Raw genomic sequence first — 16,622 nt, 5'->3', positions numbered from 1 at the left:
TGCTAGATTAACTAGTTCGCCCAAGGTTGCTTCTCCGTATGGACGGTTACGCCGCTCTCAATCGCTTTTGCCATTTGGAGGGCCAGGTACTGGTCCTGCGAGGCTTCCGCCAGGCTGTAAAAGGAAGGGCCGCCCTGCACGTACGCCGCCATTTTGGCCAGGCTGGTCGCAATCGCAATTTCATCATCCATTAGCCGGCCCGGCATAAACGGATTTTCATAGACCCACTCGTCGCCGGCAAGAATGCCCCGATGAAAATAACCTTCCAGGTTCCCGGTATGACCGGTATCCACTCTTCGCAAGGTCGTAAACACGGGCGTTTGGTAGTCTTTTAAATAACGGACTTCCTCATTGGCGATTTCGCCTTTGTGCCCCCTTACAAGCACCCGATCCCCACGAACCCAGGAGAAATACTGATCCCCGGTAAAATCGAACACTGCCGATTTATCGCCGAAACGCAGCGTTACGAGTTCCTGAACCGATTCGACCCGCGCTTCGCGCTCCGGATCTCCCGCCCGGCTTGGTCCATCCATCAAAGGCGAAACAAACCGTTCGCCGCGAATTACAGCGTCTTCAAAACGGAGTCCCAGCAACTGCCGAATCAGGCTGATGCCATGGTACCCATGGGCTACGGACATCTGCACCTGGGAGATGTCGCCAAGCTTCCCCGACCGGGCAAGCGCAATACGGGCGGCATGCAGCGGCTGGAACAGCAGCTGCTCGGCAACCTGAACTTTGGCGTGCGGTCCGACTTGCTCATACAATCGAATCAGGCTTTCTTCATCGGTCGCCGGCGGAGTTTCGGCAAGAACGGGAATCCCTCGTCCGGCCAACTCCGCGATATATTCCGTGACGGCTCCCTTCGCTACGGACAGAACCGTAAACAAGGTATCCGAGTCCTTAAGAAATTCATCCAACGTGCGGACGGTTGGCACGCCCCATTGCTTTTCGTAGGTCCGCCCTTTTTCCTCGTTTCTGATCAGCATCCGGCTGACCTCGAAGCGGTCTGGAAGCGCTTTTGCAATACGCAGGAAAAAATCCGCTCTCCAGCCTCCACCGATAATACCAAACTGAATCCGGCTCATGAAAGTTTCCCCCATATGAAAAATATGTTGTTGTCCTCTCTTATCATAGCGAAATGCCTCTTGTTAGGAAAGGTTCGCATATTGCAATCCGGTGAAAATCATGGTTAGGTAAAGAGGCTGCGCCAAAAGTAAATTAGCTCATTTGACGAACCGCTCACTTAACTATTGAGTCTATTGCCGCTTTTTAAGCAAATCGTCGGGAAGTGCCGGGCAAGTTTCGAAGTCGAAAACGCCGTAAGCTTCGGTTGCCCTTGATGCACGGCGTGCAAGTCAGCGTGTGGGTCGGCCTGGCCTGGAATCAACAATAAACGGAAAATCGCGATTTCTCGGTCGATTTCTCGAATAGCGGTATAAAATGGGCTTATTTCAATCCAAAAACGCATTTTCCCGAAAATAGCGGTGCAAAATGGTCTTATTTTCGGCAAAACGTCCAGAACCAAGGGAAAAAGAAGCTCTTCAGATAAAATAAGGCCATAAAACGGCGCTATTTCGTTCAGAATGAGGTCCTCAAGTGGAAATAAGGCCATTAAAGGCCGCTATATTTTAAGTGTCGGAGGGATGCGGCGTGTGGGGACGTCTTTGATCAGACCGGACAACTTGTTCTAACCATTTGTTCTAACCATTTGTTCTAACGCAAATCCTCGAAGTCGATCCGGTAGCTGGCAGGGAGCCAGGAGGATTTTTCTTGCTTTGCTGTTATGCTAAGTATTAAAGGGTGTGCCAAAAGCCATCATAGATGACTTTTGGCACACCCTTATTGCGCAAACCAAAATCAATGTCCGATCATTGCACTCGGATCGGGCTTGGCGACCGGTTCCTTTTGGCCGCTTGGCTCGGGTTGTCTTTTGGGCTTCGTCAGGAACAAAGTGAAGACGAAGCCGACGATGGCCAGAATCACGGCCAGGAAATACGTGTCGTTGAATCCGGAGGTCATGGCCACAAGCGGGTTGCCGGTTTTGCCGATTCCCGTCATATGGCTGGTGATCCGGGAAGTCAAATAACCTGTCAGACCGGCGACGGCGAAGGAAACCACGACCTGCTGCGCGGCAGTCGTGAGCGGGGTCACCCGGCTCACCAGATGACGCGGCGCCGAATTCAGCACATGCGTATTGACCGGCATCATGGTCAGACCCATGCCGCATCCCATCATGCCAAGCGACAACTCAATCATAGGAAGCGAAGTATCCACCGTCACTCTGGAAAGAAGGAACAAAGCGGTCGAAATGATCCCAAGCCCCACAAACGCCAGCGGACGCGCGCCCACCCGGTCAAACAATCTTCCGCTGATCGGCATAAAGACCGCGGATGCCAGCGCCTGAGGCAGCAGGATCAAACCGGTTTCCAGAGCGGTATAACCTCTAACCTGCTGCAAATACAGCGGCGTCAGAATCATCGAACCGAACAGCGCAACCTGCGCGATCCAGGCCAGGATAATGCCGCGCGTAAAATGGGAAGAACGGAATACCCGCAGTTCCAGAAGCGGCTGCTTTTGCATAAACTCTACAATCACAAAGATGACCAATGCTGCGCCGCCGACGCTTAATCCCGTAATCGTATTGGCCGAGGTCCAGCTGGTTCCTCCTTCGCTGACCCCGTACGTCAGCATGGCGAAGGCAATCGGTGCCAACAGCATGCCGAGAATATCCAGATGAGGCGTTTCGCCCCGTTCGGATTTAGGCAGATAACGAATGCCGAGAATCAAAGCAATGACGCCGATCGGCAGATTGATCAGGAAAATCCAATGCCAGCTCACATATTCAACCAGCCAGCCGGATAATACGGGTCCGAGGGCCGGAGCCATCAGCATCGGAACGCCAAGCGCACCCATAATCGAACCTCTTCGTTCCGGAGGGGCAAGCTTGAAGACCATCGCCATCCCGATCGGGGAGACCATCCCGCCGCCGAGGCCTTGAATAACGCGGAATACGATCAGTTGCTCCGGAGTTTGCGCAAGCGCGCATAACGCCGAACCCAAGGTAAAGAAGGTGATGGTGATCAGAAAAATACGTTTTGATCCGAATTTATCGGTCATCCAGCCCGCCAGGGGAATCACGGCGGATAATGCCAGCGTATAGCCGGTAATGGTCCACTGCACGGTTTTCAGGTCCGTATTAAAAAAATCGACTAGCTTCGGCACCGCCACATTGACCACCGTACTGTCCAAAATAACCATGATCATGCCGACGATAATGGCGAGAAGCGGAGCTATAATAGATCTAAGCGAAAATTCATGGGAAGCGGCAGTACTCTCCACTCTTGAATTAGGCATTATTTCACGCTGCTTTCTAATTTTGTTTTTATTTTTCTTTATTTTTTATAGATTAGATTGCCCTGTTATTATCATTTCACCCCCGCTGCGGGCCTTATACAGTATAGTTCTCACGCCGGTTTAAACAGCGTTTTAAACAACGTTTAATTTAAAATTTATCCGCTTCGGGCGATTTTGTCAAGTGGGAACAAAAAGCGCAAGGTTGACCTTGACATTGAAAGGCAGGGCGTATTATTTTGAAATTAAACAAAGTTTAAACATGAATTAACATAAGGTTGATTCAGGCTTAACGCAGCAAGTTAAAGGAGCGGTAATATGGCCAACTGCGCCGATAATCTCAACACCAAACAAAATATTCTGAACGCCACGCTGGAAATTGTAAAAAGCGAAGGCGTCGATCATATCACCTTGCGCAAGATCGCCGCGTCGGCAAACGTTAATCTTGCGCTGGTCAACTACTATTTCGGATCCAAGGAAAAATTGATCAACGAATCCCTGAAAGCGCTGTTAACTTCTTTTCGCGAAGCGTTTCTGATTCTGGACGATACCTCCCTGCCGCCCAAAGAGCGGCTCAGATCGTTTTTGATCCATTATGTGAGCTACATTCTCAAATATCCCGGACTGTTGCGCGAAGTGCTAGGCAAAGGCAACATCTCCTTTGAGTCGCAAATCGAGTTCAACACGTTTATGAAAACACTGGGCGTCACCAAAATCAGGTCTACCCTGGAAGAAATCACGGGGGAAACCGATCCGGACGTGCTCAATATTATGGTGCTGCAGGTGAATGCCGCCGTCTTTTTCCCGATTTTTATGGACCAGCATATCAAGAAGAAAATTTCCATTCCCGACCTCGTTCCTGTAGAAAAGCAAATCGACATACTGTTCGATCATTATTTTGCCAAAACCGCCGATGAACGCTAATCGCCCAGGCCCGGTATAAAAACGCCTCTTCCCTCAATCAACGCGGGAGAGGCGTTTTATTGTCGAAAACAAGCTGCCCGCCAAGCCGATTTTTAGCGCTTTTTGCGCTTTCCCGAGAAATAATCGCCGCGCAAAAATCAAAAGGCCGCCACTGCGTTATCGCCAGTGGCAGCCTTGATATGGCTGTGGTCCTATTTATTCTTCATGCTGACCCACATATTCCTCGATCATTCTTTGCTTCAGCTCCCAAGCCTCCTGGCTGAGGCTGATGCGGTAAATTTCCGGATTCAGCTTCCGCAAGTATTCGGGCCAGAACAGGTTCAGCTGCTCCCGGTGATAAGCCCTGATTTCATCAAGGCTCGGAAGCTCATATACCAGCTCGCCGTTCTCGAAGACGGGCTGCAGCATGGAAATCGCGTCGTAATCCTTTACAGATTTTTTGATATACGGATGGATCGGATCGAACAAGCGAAGCTTGCCTCCCGTTCGGGCCTGCTGCTCGTGAGGGAAACAGATGTAGTCCGCCATGGCTTTGCCGCTTTCGAGGTTAACGATGCGCAAGACATCCTTTTTACCGGGAGTAGTCACTTTCTCCGGATTGCCGGAAATTTTGATCGTCGGCAGCATCTGTCCGTCTTTTTCCCGCTCCACCAGCTTGTATACCCCACCAAGCGCCGGCTGATCCGCCGCCGTAATCAACTGCGTGCCGACGCCCCAAATATCGATCTTTGCCCCTTGGGCTTTCAGGTTGAAAATCGTATTCTCGTCGAGATCGTTGGAGGCCACAATCTTAACATAGGTGAGCCCCGCTTCATCGAGCATTTTGCGTGCCTGAATCGACAAATACGCCAAATCCCCGCTGTCCAGCCGAATGCTGTTCAGGCGTTTGCCCGCCGCTTCCAGCTTCTTGGCGGTCAGGATGGCATTGGGAACTCCGCTTTCCAGCGTGTCAAAAGTATCAACCAAGAGAGACACTTGATCCGGCATCGCTTTGGCGTACAGCTCGAACGCCTCCTGCTCCGAGTCGAAAATCTGTACCCAGGAATGCGCATGGGTGCCTTTGGTCGGAATGCCGAAAATCTCCCCGGCGAGCAGATTCGAAGTCGCATCAAAGCCGGCTACGTAGGTGGCCCGGGCTCCCCAGATCGCCGCGTCCGCTTCCTGCGCCCGGCGTGTGCCAAACTCCAGCAGCACATCGTGCTCGGCGACCCGTTTGATCCGGGAAGCTTTGGTGGCAATCAGCGTTTGAAAGTTCATGAAATTAAGCAGCGCCGTCTCCACCAGCTGGGTTTCCATAATCGTGCCCTCAACGCGGAGCAGCGGTTCGTTCGGAAAACAAAGCGCTCCCTCCCGCATCGAAAGCAGCGTCCCGTTAAAGCGAAAATCGCGGAGCAAGTCCAGAAATTCCGGCTTGTAGTTTTCTTCCTGCTTCGCCAGATAAACCAGGTCCTCTTCCGTGAAACGCAAGCCTTGGATGTAACCCACAATCCGCTCGAGTCCCGCAAACACCGCATAACCGTTCCCGAACGGAAGCTTTCGGAAATAAGCCTCGAATACCGTTTTCCTAAGGTGCGTTCCGTTCATCCAATGGGCATAGATCATATTGATCTGATATTTATCGGTATGCAGCGCCAAACTCGCCGTTTGCATCGTTTCTCATCCTTTCTGACTGTGTAGTACGTTAGCTCCCAAACTTCCGCGGAAATGCTCCAAAGCCCAAATATGGCCCTGAGGATTGAAACTCGCTACCGCGTCCTCATAAACCTTAATGGCAAACCCCTTATTATACGCGTCAACGGCCGTGTGAAGCACGCAGATATCCGTGCATACCCCGATCAGATGAACTTCCGTAATGCCGCGTTCCCGCAGCTTCAGTTCGAGATCCGTACCGCAAAAAGCGCTGTATCTCGTTTTGTCCATCCAGTGAATCCGGTCCGCATGCCGGCGGTAAACCTCAGCCAGTCTGCCGTATAACTGTCTGCCCTCCGTCCCCCTTAGATTGTGGGGCGGAAACAGCTTCGTTTCCGGATGCCAGGCATCCTCCCGCTCATGCAGGTCCACCGCCATTACCACATAATCACCGCTATCTACGAAGCTTTCGGCCAAACGGCAGACGACCGGTTCAATTTCAATGGCCGGCTCCCCCACCGGAAGATTCCCATCCACAAAGTCCTTTGTATAATCAATGACGATTAAGGCTTTCATATGGCGTCACCTCTCCCCTGTTTTTGCCTCTGTGTTCAGCAATATATAAAGTATGTACAATTTGACATCCAATCTACGTGTAAATCGAAAGCTGCGGCGTAAAATCGGTGAACCGGTACAGCTGCGCGGGACGCTGCGAATACTGATTGGACAGCATTGGCTTTCCGTTCTCGTCCCGCACTTCCTCCAGTATGCCCTGACGGCTGCGAGTCGAGGTGATTTTGCGAATGAAATTAAGCTCGGCAAAATCCGGGACGACCGTTTGAATCACCTGGTACAGTTCACCCAAGGTAAACTGCGGGGGGAGAAACTGCTTGGCAATGGTCGTATGCAGCATTTGCTGCTGAATTCTTTTGTAGGCATCCTGTAAAATTTCACGGTGGTCAAAAGCCAGCTGCAGCTCTTCCAGCGCTTCCCGAACCGTAAATAAACCAACCTCCTGGGCATCGTCCGCAGACTGCCGCTTCTCCAGCACCCATTCCTCCACCAGCGCGAAAAAAGCATGCGAAATGATCCAGCCTCTCGGATCCCGGCCAGGTGTGCTGTAAACGCCAAGGTACTCCAAATGGGATCCGTCGACGCCGGTCTCCTCTTTTAGCTCTCTGCTTGCCGTTTCATACAGCGACTCATCCTCCTGGGAGAAACCTCCCGGGAGCGCCCACGCCCCCGCAAATGGCCAGCTGCGCCGGCGAATCAGCATCACTTTCAAATCAAATCGCGGCAATGATTTCGTCGAAGCTTTTCGCTCCTGTCTGGTTAACGTAAACATGACGATATCGGCCGGAATGCCGTCCGGCGTCCGATATTTCTTAACTTCATTAACCTTTTTGTCCTGATCCTGTTCTTTGCTCATCACGTATCACCACATCAGTCATATGATAACGCCAGCCATCCTTGGATGCGCCGGCATTCCAGGTATATATTTCCAACCATATATGCCAAGCTAACGGGAGAGACGAAACGTTCCCGTCGCGATACAGCCGAGCGTGCCGTCTTCGCTGCGAACCTCGGCTTGCAGCGTCATGGTGCGATGAGTCTCATGCAGCGGAAATGCCGCAACGATAAGTTCCCCTATCCTCATGGGACTCAAATAATTGATATTTAAATGCGTAGTGACGCCAAAGCGGCCATTTTTGACGGTCGCCACGAGCGTCCCCATCGCCTGATCCATCATCGACGACAACACGCCGCCATGGACGATTCCCATTGAATTCAAATGCTGGCTGCCTGCCGTAAGACCAAGTTCCACCCGATTGTTCTCCGCCGAAATAACCTTAAGTCCAAGCAGTCCCCAAAAGGATTGCTCGTCCCGGCGCATGCTTTCCTCTACCCAATCCAAGATGCCGAGTCTCCTAACCGTAATGTCTGTCTCTATTTATTAATTCATATTGTAAACTATTAAAATATTTAAAAAAATGCGGAGGATGAAACCTCCGCACCGATAACTTTAGATTAATCCCCATAACCGGAGCTTACGGTTTCATTGCCAGACTCTACGTTGACCTTTTCGGAAACCGTGTCCCGAATGACAGAAACGACGAGTTGGAGCAAATAATTGATATCGCTTTGGCTTTGCTGGAACTCCGTTACGAGCGGAATTCCGTCAAGCTCATCCTGAAGCTCGGAAATTTCCTGTTCGATCTTGGACACCATGGCCTGATTCTGAAAGCTCTCGAAAGCCACGATTTCCTTCTGCTTTTTCTTGATGAGGCTGATTAGGCTTTGAACCCGCTTATGCTGCTGAATCAGCTGTTCGGCCTTTTGGAACTGCTTGACCTCTTCGCTGGTTCCGATCAGTTCGGCCAGTTCCTTTGCCTTTGTCATTATATCTTCACGAATCACCAAATCGCGGGAATCGAATTTCGGGATTCCGCCATTCGCATAATCATGATCCTGCGCCAAGACGATACGCCCCCTCATTATCTGATTTTCCCAACCGGGCAGCCGGCTTAGTAAGATGCCTGACTTACCGGATCGGATACAATGCTCCCTTTAATATACCACGTTTTCGGATCGGTAATTTCCACGTTGACGAAGCTGCCGATCAAGTCCGCGCTCCCCTCGAAGTGAACAAGCTTATTGCTGCGCGTACGTCCCGACAGAACATGGGCGTTGTTTTTGCTCTCGCCTTCCACCAGCACCTCTACGATTTGTCCTTTGAACCCATCGTTGCTCTTCCGGCTGAACTCGTTAACTGTGTCGTTCAAGCGCTGCAGCCGCACCTTCTTGACCTCCATCGGCACGTTATCCTCCATCGTTGCCGCCGGAGTTCCTTCGCGAGGAGAATAAATGAACGTATAGGCGAAATCAAAGCCCACTTCCCGAACCAGAGACAACGTATCCTCGAACTGTTCCTCGGTTTCGCCCGGGAACCCGACGATAATATCCGTCGACAGCACCACGTTCGGAATCTTCTTCTTGATCTTGGAGGCGAGTTCAAGGAAATGCTCGCGCGAATATTTACGGCTCATTCGTTTCAGCACTTCGCTGCTGCCGGATTGCACCGGCAGATGAATATGCTCGACCAGGTTGCCGCCTTTGGCCAGCACATCGATCAGCGCATCGTCAAAATCCCGCGGATGCGAGGTCATGAACCGAACGCGCGGAATATCAATCTGCCGGATATCGTCCATCAAATCGGCGAACGTATACCCGATATCGGTGAAATCCTTGCCGTAGGCGTTTACGTTTTGTCCAAGCAGCGTAATCTCTTTGTAGCCTTGACGCGCCAATTCCCGAACTTCGGCAATGACGTCTTCCGGACGGCGGCTTCGCTCCTTGCCCCGGGTGAACGGTACGATGCAGTACGTGCAGAACTTGTCGCAGCCGTACATGATATTGACCCAGGCCCGCATGCCTTCGCGTTTCTTCGGCAAATTTTCGACGATATCGCCTTCCTTGGACCACACTTCAACGACCAATTCCTTGCTGAACATAGCTTCTTGGATCAAGTAAGGCAGCCGGTGAATATTATGCGTTCCGAAGATCATATCGACGAACCCGTGCTTTTGCAAAATCCGGTTGACTACGCCTTCCTCCTGGGACATGCAGCCGCAAACCCCGAGAAGCAGCCCCGGTTTTTCCGTTTTGAGGCCCTTCAAATGCCCCAGCTCGCCAAACACCTTATCCTCCGCGTTCTCCCGGATGGCGCAAGTGTTGAGCAGAATGATGTCCGCTTCCCCGCGATCCTCCGTCGGGCGATACCCCATCTGCTCCAACAGCCCTTTGATCGTTTCCGAATCATGTTCGTTCATCTGGCAGCCAAACGTATATACGATATAATGTTTCCCTTCGCCAAGTCCTTGCAATTCTTCAGGCACCGCATTTTCGTATAGAACCTGAATATCTTCTTTCCCGCGCCGTTTCTCCATGCGATGATTCGGTTCCGACAGGATTTGAATATCCCGCCCGCGAATGCGGATTTTTTTCCCCCGCTCATCCTCAGAAATGACCCGGGCATCGGAGAAGTCAAAATACTTGGAGTAGTCCTTATTGTCCTTAGCCATTGCCGGCTCACTCCTTCATCCATCTATCTGTTTTCCCTTAATAAAAGCTCAGTCGCAAAAAATGCATTACATCAAATTATAACATGGATCACAGTCGATATCCAGACGAAGGCCGGCCACCGCATGCAAAATAACCCGTTCTCGGCGAACGGGTTACACAATTAAACTTTAATGGGATGTCTTCATTAAAAGCCTTTGTATTGAGGCTCTTCGTTCTCCAAATCGCTCACACGGCTTTCCACCTGGGTGACGATTTGCTGCGTTTGCTGAGCGGCTTGCGTAAACAAATCTTTGGCTTGCTGATTTTGCGTTTCCAGAGCAAATTGCTCCAGGCTGGCTTGGGCGCTTTTTAGCGACGACAGTGTCGTTTTTACTTGGGATGCTACAGTCATCTTGTCACCACCTTTATTTTGCATAGTATCGTTTTTCGGACGAACCATAATTTCACCAGCGGAACTGCAATTCATACAATTCCGGTTTTTCCTTATTTTGTATTAGTAAAAAAACAACCCCCCGCACATAATTTGGTTAGTTCAAGAGTCTTCTGTAAAATGGTTGAGGCCGAAAGGAGCATACGCATGCCGTTATGGTTGGAGGTTGTTCTAAGAACATTAGTCGCTGTGGTTGTCTTGTTTATCATGACTCGGCTCCTGGGCAAGAGGCAAATTTCCCAGCTAACGTTCTTCGAGTATGTTACGGGGATCACCATTGGCAGCATAACCGCTTATATTTCGTTAGACGTTAATACCGACTGGTACCTTGGGCTAATTGCCGTAGCAGTGTGGTTTCTCGTATCCATTGGGATTGAGTATTTGCAGCTCAAGAGTAAGAAAGCCAGGAACTGGCTTGACAGTCAAAGCACGATATTAATTAAAGACGGTAAAATTCTTGAAGACAATTTAAAAAAAGAAAAGCTGACTAACGAAGATTTGCTGGAGCAGCTGCGCAAAAAGAGCATTTTTAAAACGGCTGAGGTTGAATTTGCCGTGATGGAGCCGGACGGAACGATCAACGCGCTGCTCAAAAACGAATATCAGCCGATTACCCCTTCCCATCTTGGGATCAAGGTTTCTCCCGAGCCGGAGCCGCAGACGGTCATCATGGACGGAGAAATCATGGACGAACCGTTGGCAACGCTGGGCTTGAACCGGCAGTGGCTGAATACTGAGCTAAAAAAACTCGGTGTATCCCTGGACAACGTGTATTTGGGGCAGGTCGACGGATACGGACAATTCTATGCCGATTTATACGACGATCAAATTGCGGTGCCCGAGCCGCAGGAGAAAGCCTCTTTGCTTGCAGAGCTCAAAAAATGCGAAGCCGATCTCGAGATGTTCGCACTCTCGTCGGAAGAACTACGCGTCAAGAACATGTACGGGGATTGCTCCGCCAAGCTGCAGCAGGTGATTCAAGAGGTCAGACCTTTATTGATTCAATAGCCATGGACCTAGCGGATCAAGTTTTGTTCGGAGTAAATCAACGTGGCATCTCACCAAACTTTTAGGAGGGAAGAACGATGGCCAAGGCAAAAAATCAGAAGCTGTCTCCGGCCCAGCAGCAGTATCAGCGGCTCGCCAGTTCGCGGGAACCGAAGCGTCCGATTGGCGTAAATTGCCTAAGGGCTTTTCTGTCCGGCGGGCTTATCTGTCTCCTGGGCGAATGCATTCGCCAATCCTTTATTCATTTCGCGGGAATGAGCGAAAAAGAAGCCTCCAACCCGACGGTAGCCGTACTGGTGATTATTTCGGTCATTCTGACGAGCATGGGAGTATACGACAAAATCGCCCAATGGGCCGGAGCCGGAAGCGCCGTACCCGTTACGGGGTTCGCCAACTCCATGGCTTCCTCAGCCATTGAACATCGCCCCGAAGGGCTGGTGCTTGGCGTCGGAGCAGGCATGTTTCAACTCGCCGGATCGGTGATCGTCTTCGGAACGGTGGCGGCTTTTATCATCGGCTTGATCTACGCGATCTTCGTCCCTGGCTACGCGGGAGGGCACTGACATGCTGAAAGGTCATCAAAGCTGGGTGTTTGAAAATAAGCCGAAAATCATCAGCACGGCGACGGTCGTTGGCCCCTTTGAGGGCCAAGGCCCTTTGGCCGAGGATTTTGACATCATCCACGGCGATTTGTATATCGGCCAGGACAGCTGGGAGAAGGCCGAAAAGACCCTGCTCGAGGAATCGGCTTCCATGGCCATCGAGCATGCGAAGCTGACGAACGAACAAGTGCAGTTCCATTTCGGCGGCGACCTTATGAATCAGATCATCAGCAGCAGCTTCGCGGCCAGAACGCTGAGCATCCCTTATATCGGTATGTTTGGCGCCTGCTCCACCTCCATGGAGAGCCTCGCGTTGGCTTCCTTTGTCGTTAATTCGGGGGGCGCGAAGTACGCGCTGGCCGGAACCTGCAGTCATAACTCCAGCGTGGAGAAGCAGTTCCGCTATCCGACCGAATACGGTTCGCAAAAGCCGCCGACCGCCCAATTTACCGTCACCGGCTCCGGTTCTGCCGTCGTCTCACTGGACGGAGAGGGGCCCAAGGTGACATCCGCCACAATCGGGCGGGTCATCGACATGGGCATCACCGACCCGTTCAACATGGGTGCGGCGATGGCGCCGGCCGCGGTCGACACGATCGAATCCCATTTCCGCGACCTGGAAATCGATCCGTCCCATTATGACCTCATCGTCACCGGCGACTTGTCTAAGGTCGGATACGCAATCGCCAACGATCTGTTCGACCGCCACAAGATCCCGATCCATCAAACCACTTATAAAGACTGCGGGATGATGATGTACAACTATGAAACACAGCAGGTTCAAGCCGGGGCCAGCGGGTGCGCCTGTTCTGCCGTCGTCACCTACGGGCATCTGCTGAACCGTATGCGCCGCGGTGAGCTCAAACGAATTCTCGTGGTAGCGACCGGCGCGCTGCTCTCTCCGCTATCTTTCCAGCAAGGCGAAAGCATTCCCTGCATCGCTCACGCCGTTTCGATCGAAGCATAAAGAATCGCATCAAAAAGAGGCGTCCTCCAGAAGCAGAAAACTCTGCTTGGATGACGCCTCTTGATTTAGTAAGGTGGATATACGCTAGCTTACTCCACGATTTCCGCAGTATCGCCGGTTTTGGCGCCGGAAGCATTAGCTTCGTCCGTGTCGATATGCATGTCAAGCGCAAAGTTTTCGGAAACGCGCGCAATGACGTTTTCAAGCACCAAACCGCGTTCTCCGCCAAGACGGACTTTCAGCAGCTGCTTGTCCTTGATGCCCCAATTTTCGGCATCGGAAGTATGGAAATGAATATGGCGGGCGGCAACGATAACGCCTTCTTCCAGCGTGATTTCGCCGGCTGGTCCTTTTACGGTAACGCCTGGAGTTCCGTCGATTTTGCCCGATTCACGAACCGGTGCTTTCACGCCGATGGCGAAGGAATCGGTGCGGGAAATTTCCACTTGGGATGCGGGACGGACCGGTCCCAAAATACGGACTTTATCGAATTGGCCTTTTGGACCGATTACGGCGACTTGTTCATTGGCCGCGAATTGACCCGGTTGGGACAGCGGTTTGAACTCGGTCAGTTGATAGCCTTGTCCAAACAGAATTTCGACATGCTCTTGAGTAAGGTGGATATGACGTGCTGATACGCCGACAGGCACTGTTTTGCTCATTTTTGCAAACACTCCTCGTATGTTCTCTATATCGATGACGATTCACATCGCTATCCATTATACACCTATTATTTGAAAAAAGGAAAAGACGCCCGCAAAAATCGGACGTCTTTTGACACATTATTTGAATTCTGCAACAAGATTGTCAAACTCGGTTTCGGATAAATCGAGCGGCTGATGAACCAGAGGCTCATCCTTGAATCCGTGCACAAGGTTCTCATAGCTTTTCTTTTCTTTGTTTTGATAGATAAGTCCGGTAATCATGCTGCCCGTTTCCATTAGTTTCGTCATCGCCATCGCACGATTTCCCGGATCGTAATCCGGAATAGTCTCCAGGTTGACGATGTTTTCCTTGAACCAGTCGTACGTATTGATTTTGTTAAAGGTTACGCATGGACTGAACACATTGATCAGCGAAAACCCTTCGTGCCGGATGCCCTGCTCGATCAGCGATGTCAACTGCTTCAGATCGCTGGAGAACGATTGGGCAACGAAAGTCGCTCCGGATGCAAGAGCGATTTCCAGCGGGGACAGCGTCGATTCGACGGATCCCTCAGGCGTGCTCTTCGTTTTGAATCCTTCCCCGCTGCGCGGGGAAGTTTGCCCTTTCGTCAGCCCGTAAATCTGGTTATCCATCACGATATACGTGATGTTGATGTTCCGGCGAATAGCATGAACGGTATGGCCCATTCCGATCGCAAAACCGTCGCCGTCGCCGCCGGAGGCAATAACGGTCAAGTTCCGATTGGCCAGCTTCACGCCCTGTGCAATGGGAAGCGCCCGGCCGTGAATGCCGTGGAGGCCATAAGCGTTGATGTATCCGGAGATGCGTCCGGAACAGCCGATCCCGGAGATGACCGCGAGATTCTCCGGTTCAAGACCGACGTTAGCCGCGGCGCGCTGGATCGCGGCCTGAACGGAGAAATCGCCGCACCCCGGACACCAGTTAGGTTTAACGTTGTTGCGGAACTCCTTAAAGGTTGCCATGTTTCACCAACTCCTCCTGCGCTTTGTTCCCCGCCGCTTTTTTGCAGTCTTCGTATACTTCCGAAGGAAGGAACGGATTCCCGTTGTATTTCAGCATGTTGACGATTTTATCGTGATATCCGATGTTAAGCTTGATCAAATTAGCAAGCTGTCCGGTCGCATTGTTCTCGACCACCAGCACCTTTTTCGCTTTGGCGATCTGCGGAAGCACTTCCTCCACCGGGAACGGATGCAGCAGCCGCACCGTCATATGGTTGGTCTTGACGCCTTCGGCTTCCAGATTCCGGCGGGCCTGATCAATCGTTCCCCCTGTCGAACCCATGCCGACGATCAGGAGATCCGGCTCGGCATAAGGAGCATCGAGATGGATCGGATCGGCAATTTCCAGCTTCGCCAGCTTGCGAAGACGCTTATCCATCATTTTCTTCCGATTGGCCGTGCTTTCGGAAGGACGGCCGGATTCATCGTGTTCAACCCCGGTGACGTGATGAATCCCGTTCTTCTCGCCCGGCAGCACCCTCGGCGAAATGCCGTTGTCCGTCACGCCATAACGGTTGAACAGGCTGCCGTCCTCACGGTCCGGAATGTCTTTGACGATATATCCGCGGTCGATGGTAACCCGTTCATAATTCAGCATCTCACAGGATTGTTTCCCCAGAGAAAGCTGCAGGTCCGTCGCCAAAATGACCGGCACCTGATATTTCTCGGCAAGATTAAAAGCCTGCACCGTGTCATAGAAGCACTCTTCGATCGAACTCGGCGACAAAACGATCTTCGGAATTTCCCCGTGCGTCCCGTAGATCAGCGCATTGATATCGCTTTGCTCCTGTTTCGTCGGCAAGCCTGTGCTTGGACCGCCGCGCTGGGTATCGACGATAACGACCGGCGTTTCCGTCATGCCCGCAAGACCGATCGCTTCCATCATGAGCGACAGCCCCGGACCGGCCGAAGCCGTCATCGTGCGGACACCTGCGTAACTCGAGCCGATAGCCATCGTGATGGCGGCGATTTCGTCCTCGGTCTGAACGACCGTTCCGCCGAATTTTGGCAGCTTTTTGATCAAGTACTCCATGATTTCGGAAGCCGGAGTGATCGGATATGCGCTCATAATACGGCAGCCAGCGGCTACGGCGCCAAGCCCGATCGCATCGTTGCCGATCATGAAAAGCTTCTGCTTGCCGTCCGCCGGTTCCAGCTTGAATTCCTCCAGCGGTCCGCCGGCAAGCTCCAACACGAAATCCGCTCCGCGTTTAACGGCTTCGACGTTTTTCTCGACGACAGCTGGGCCTTTACGGCCAAATTCTTCTTCCACCGCTTTATTAAACACTTCCAGCGGCAGCCCGAGCAGCGCCCAAGAGGCGCCGGAAGCAACCATGTTTTTCATCAGCGAAGTTCCCAGTTCCTCGGCAATGCTCGTGATCGGAACCGGAAACAACCGGGCGTTTACGCCTTCGGGTACGGTCGGTCCGAATTTGGCATCCGCCACAATTACCCCGCCCGCACGCAATTCATGCGCATTCAAATCGATACTTTCTTGGTCAAAAGCGACTAAAATGTCCAAGTCGTCGGAAATCGCACGAATCGGCTTGGTACTAATCCGGATTTTATTGTTCGTATGGCCGCCTTTGATACGGGAAGAGAAATGCCGGTACCCGTACAAATAGTAACCCAATCGGTTCAAAGCCGTCGAAAAAATCCGATCCGTACTTTCAACGCCTTCGCCTTGCTGTCCACCGATTTTCCAAGACAATTGACTAATCAAGATCGCCCACCCCTTTAATCGTATCGCACTGGATAATGAATCAATTAGTGCAAACTAGAATGTTGACGTGCAAGAAATCACAATCAATTCCTATTTTGTGAACATTCTGTTTCAGAGTCATGTCAATTTTATGTCTCAGATCGGTAAAAAGCAAGCGTTTTCTAGCCTTTTTTCATATAGTAGTTTTCGATAAATTCAATCTATTTCCGTGATTAAT

General features: G+C 51.6%; 17 protein-coding genes. 4 read left to right on the top strand and 13 right to left on the bottom strand.

Translation table 11 applies throughout. From position 1 onward, the window contains the following. Positions 1–11: 11 nt before the first annotated feature. The 3 genes from ACI48K_RS08195 to ACI48K_RS08185 all read right to left on the bottom strand — a co-directional run bounded on the left by ACI48K_RS08195 (position 12) and on the right by ACI48K_RS08185 (position 3,354). On the bottom strand, positions 12–1,085 hold the full coding sequence (locus ACI48K_RS08195; protein WP_475027095.1) for a Gfo/Idh/MocA family protein: 1,074 nt from the start codon (positions 1,083–1,085) through the stop codon (positions 12–14). 158 nt (positions 1,086–1,243) lie between these two features. Beyond that, positions 1,244–1,612 carry a hypothetical protein gene (locus ACI48K_RS08190; protein ID WP_475027094.1) on the bottom strand — a complete coding sequence of 123 codons (369 nt, stop codon included), beginning with the start codon at positions 1,610–1,612 and terminating at the stop codon, positions 1,244–1,246. 245 nt (positions 1,613–1,857) lie between these two features. Continuing rightward, positions 1,858–3,354 carry an MDR family MFS transporter gene (locus tag ACI48K_RS08185; RefSeq protein ID WP_475027093.1) on the bottom strand — a complete coding sequence of 499 codons (1,497 nt, stop codon included), beginning with the start codon at positions 3,352–3,354 and terminating at the stop codon, positions 1,858–1,860. 315 nt (positions 3,355–3,669) lie between these two features. Here ACI48K_RS08185 and ACI48K_RS08180 point away from each other — a divergent pair, with 315 nt between their 5' ends. Beyond that, a complete protein-coding gene (locus tag ACI48K_RS08180) occupies positions 3,670–4,275 on the top strand; it encodes a TetR/AcrR family transcriptional regulator (RefSeq protein WP_475027092.1) in 606 nt (201 codons plus the stop codon). A gap of 195 nt (positions 4,276–4,470) precedes the next feature. Here the strand turns inward: ACI48K_RS08180 and ACI48K_RS08175 are convergent, their stop codons facing one another. The 7 genes from ACI48K_RS08175 to ACI48K_RS08145 all read right to left on the bottom strand — a co-directional run bounded on the left by ACI48K_RS08175 (position 4,471) and on the right by ACI48K_RS08145 (position 10,378). After that, positions 4,471–5,925 (bottom strand): nicotinate phosphoribosyltransferase, encoded by a 1,455-nt coding sequence (locus ACI48K_RS08175; RefSeq protein WP_475027091.1) that lies wholly within the window; start codon positions 5,923–5,925, stop codon positions 4,471–4,473. Positions 5,926–5,931: 6 nt separating this feature from the next. After that, positions 5,932–6,480, bottom strand: coding sequence for a cysteine hydrolase family protein (locus ACI48K_RS08170; protein WP_475027090.1), 549 nt, complete (start codon positions 6,478–6,480; stop codon positions 5,932–5,934). Positions 6,481–6,553: 73 nt separating this feature from the next. Beyond that, the gene (locus ACI48K_RS08165; RefSeq protein ID WP_475027089.1) at positions 6,554–7,333 is read right to left on the bottom strand and encodes an NUDIX domain-containing protein; all 780 of its coding nucleotides are present in this window, start codon (positions 7,331–7,333) and stop codon (positions 6,554–6,556) included. Between the two features lie 90 nt (positions 7,334–7,423). Further along, complete coding sequence (locus tag ACI48K_RS08160) at positions 7,424–7,819, bottom strand: PaaI family thioesterase (RefSeq protein ID WP_475027088.1); 396 nt, start codon at positions 7,817–7,819, stop codon at positions 7,424–7,426. Positions 7,820–7,932: 113 nt separating this feature from the next. Continuing rightward, positions 7,933–8,382 (bottom strand): YlbF/YmcA family competence regulator, encoded by a 450-nt coding sequence (locus tag ACI48K_RS08155; protein ID WP_475027087.1) that lies wholly within the window; start codon positions 8,380–8,382, stop codon positions 7,933–7,935. 47 nt (positions 8,383–8,429) lie between these two features. Continuing rightward, a complete protein-coding gene (gene miaB, locus ACI48K_RS08150; RefSeq protein WP_475027086.1) occupies positions 8,430–9,986 on the bottom strand; it encodes a tRNA (N6-isopentenyl adenosine(37)-C2)-methylthiotransferase MiaB in 1,557 nt (518 codons plus the stop codon). A gap of 185 nt (positions 9,987–10,171) precedes the next feature. Then, on the bottom strand, positions 10,172–10,378 hold the full coding sequence (locus ACI48K_RS08145; protein ID WP_475027085.1) for a DUF1657 domain-containing protein: 207 nt from the start codon (positions 10,376–10,378) through the stop codon (positions 10,172–10,174). Between the two features lie 186 nt (positions 10,379–10,564). On the opposite strand from ACI48K_RS08145, the gene ACI48K_RS08140 reads away from it, so the two are divergent. The 3 genes from ACI48K_RS08140 (at position 10,565) to spoVAD (ending at position 12,994) form a co-directional block, all read left to right on the top strand. Beyond that, positions 10,565–11,425 carry a DUF421 domain-containing protein gene (locus tag ACI48K_RS08140; protein ID WP_475027084.1) on the top strand — a complete coding sequence of 287 codons (861 nt, stop codon included), beginning with the start codon at positions 10,565–10,567 and terminating at the stop codon, positions 11,423–11,425. Between the two features lie 77 nt (positions 11,426–11,502). Further along, positions 11,503–11,988, top strand: coding sequence for a stage V sporulation protein AC (gene spoVAC, locus ACI48K_RS08135; protein ID WP_475027083.1), 486 nt, complete (start codon positions 11,503–11,505; stop codon positions 11,986–11,988). Between the two features lies 1 nt (position 11,989). Next, positions 11,990–12,994: a stage V sporulation protein AD gene (gene spoVAD / locus ACI48K_RS08130; protein WP_475027082.1), complete on the top strand. Its 1,005-nt coding sequence runs from the start codon at positions 11,990–11,992 to the stop codon at positions 12,992–12,994. Between the two features lie 89 nt (positions 12,995–13,083). Here spoVAD and pduL read toward each other — a convergent pair whose 3' ends face one another. The 3 genes from pduL to ACI48K_RS08115 form a co-directional block, all read right to left on the bottom strand. Further along, positions 13,084–13,656, bottom strand: coding sequence for a phosphate propanoyltransferase (gene pduL, locus ACI48K_RS08125; protein WP_475027081.1), 573 nt, complete (start codon positions 13,654–13,656; stop codon positions 13,084–13,086). A gap of 120 nt (positions 13,657–13,776) precedes the next feature. Next, positions 13,777–14,643: a 2-oxoacid:ferredoxin oxidoreductase subunit beta gene (locus ACI48K_RS08120; protein WP_475027080.1), complete on the bottom strand. Its 867-nt coding sequence runs from the start codon at positions 14,641–14,643 to the stop codon at positions 13,777–13,779. Further along, complete coding sequence (locus ACI48K_RS08115; protein ID WP_475027079.1) at positions 14,630–16,405, bottom strand: 2-oxoacid:acceptor oxidoreductase subunit alpha; 1,776 nt, start codon at positions 16,403–16,405, stop codon at positions 14,630–14,632. Before ACI48K_RS08115 ends, ACI48K_RS08120 begins: the two co-directional genes overlap by 14 nt. Positions 16,406–16,622 lie beyond the last annotated feature (217 nt).

This window comes from Paenibacillus terrisolis, assembly GCF_056171975.1.
Note: the sequence above shows the minus strand (reverse complement) of the source record. Positions and strands in the feature narration are given on the sequence as shown.

Bases quoted from the DNA above. Each gene is read 5' to 3' on its own strand.
- ACI48K_RS08195 (WP_475027095.1), bottom strand. From the start codon at position 1,085: ATGAGCCGGATTCAGTTTGGTATTATCGGTGGAGGCTGGAGAGCGGAT.
- spoVAD (WP_475027082.1), top strand. From the start codon at position 11,990: ATGCTGAAAGGTCATCAAAGCTGGGTGTTTGAAAATAAGCCGAAAATC.
- ACI48K_RS08170 (WP_475027090.1), bottom strand. From the start codon at position 6,480: ATGAAAGCCTTAATCGTCATTGATTATACAAAGGACTTTGTGGATGGG.
- spoVAC (WP_475027083.1), top strand. From the start codon at position 11,503: ATGGCCAAGGCAAAAAATCAGAAGCTGTCTCCGGCCCAGCAGCAGTAT.
- miaB (WP_475027086.1), bottom strand. From the start codon at position 9,986: ATGGCTAAGGACAATAAGGACTACTCCAAGTATTTTGACTTCTCCGAT.
- ACI48K_RS08190 (WP_475027094.1), bottom strand. From the start codon at position 1,612: ATGGCCTTATTTCCACTTGAGGACCTCATTCTGAACGAAATAGCGCCG.
- ACI48K_RS08140 (WP_475027084.1), top strand. From the start codon at position 10,565: ATGCCGTTATGGTTGGAGGTTGTTCTAAGAACATTAGTCGCTGTGGTT.
- ACI48K_RS08120 (WP_475027080.1), bottom strand. From the start codon at position 14,643: ATGGCAACCTTTAAGGAGTTCCGCAACAACGTTAAACCTAACTGGTGT.
- ACI48K_RS08180 (WP_475027092.1), top strand. From the start codon at position 3,670: ATGGCCAACTGCGCCGATAATCTCAACACCAAACAAAATATTCTGAAC.
- ACI48K_RS08145 (WP_475027085.1), bottom strand. From the start codon at position 10,378: ATGACTGTAGCATCCCAAGTAAAAACGACACTGTCGTCGCTAAAAAGC.
- pduL (WP_475027081.1), bottom strand. From the start codon at position 13,656: ATGAGCAAAACAGTGCCTGTCGGCGTATCAGCACGTCATATCCACCTT.
- ACI48K_RS08165 (WP_475027089.1), bottom strand. From the start codon at position 7,333: ATGAGCAAAGAACAGGATCAGGACAAAAAGGTTAATGAAGTTAAGAAA.
- ACI48K_RS08185 (WP_475027093.1), bottom strand. From the start codon at position 3,354: ATGCCTAATTCAAGAGTGGAGAGTACTGCCGCTTCCCATGAATTTTCG.
- ACI48K_RS08175 (WP_475027091.1), bottom strand. From the start codon at position 5,925: ATGCAAACGGCGAGTTTGGCGCTGCATACCGATAAATATCAGATCAAT.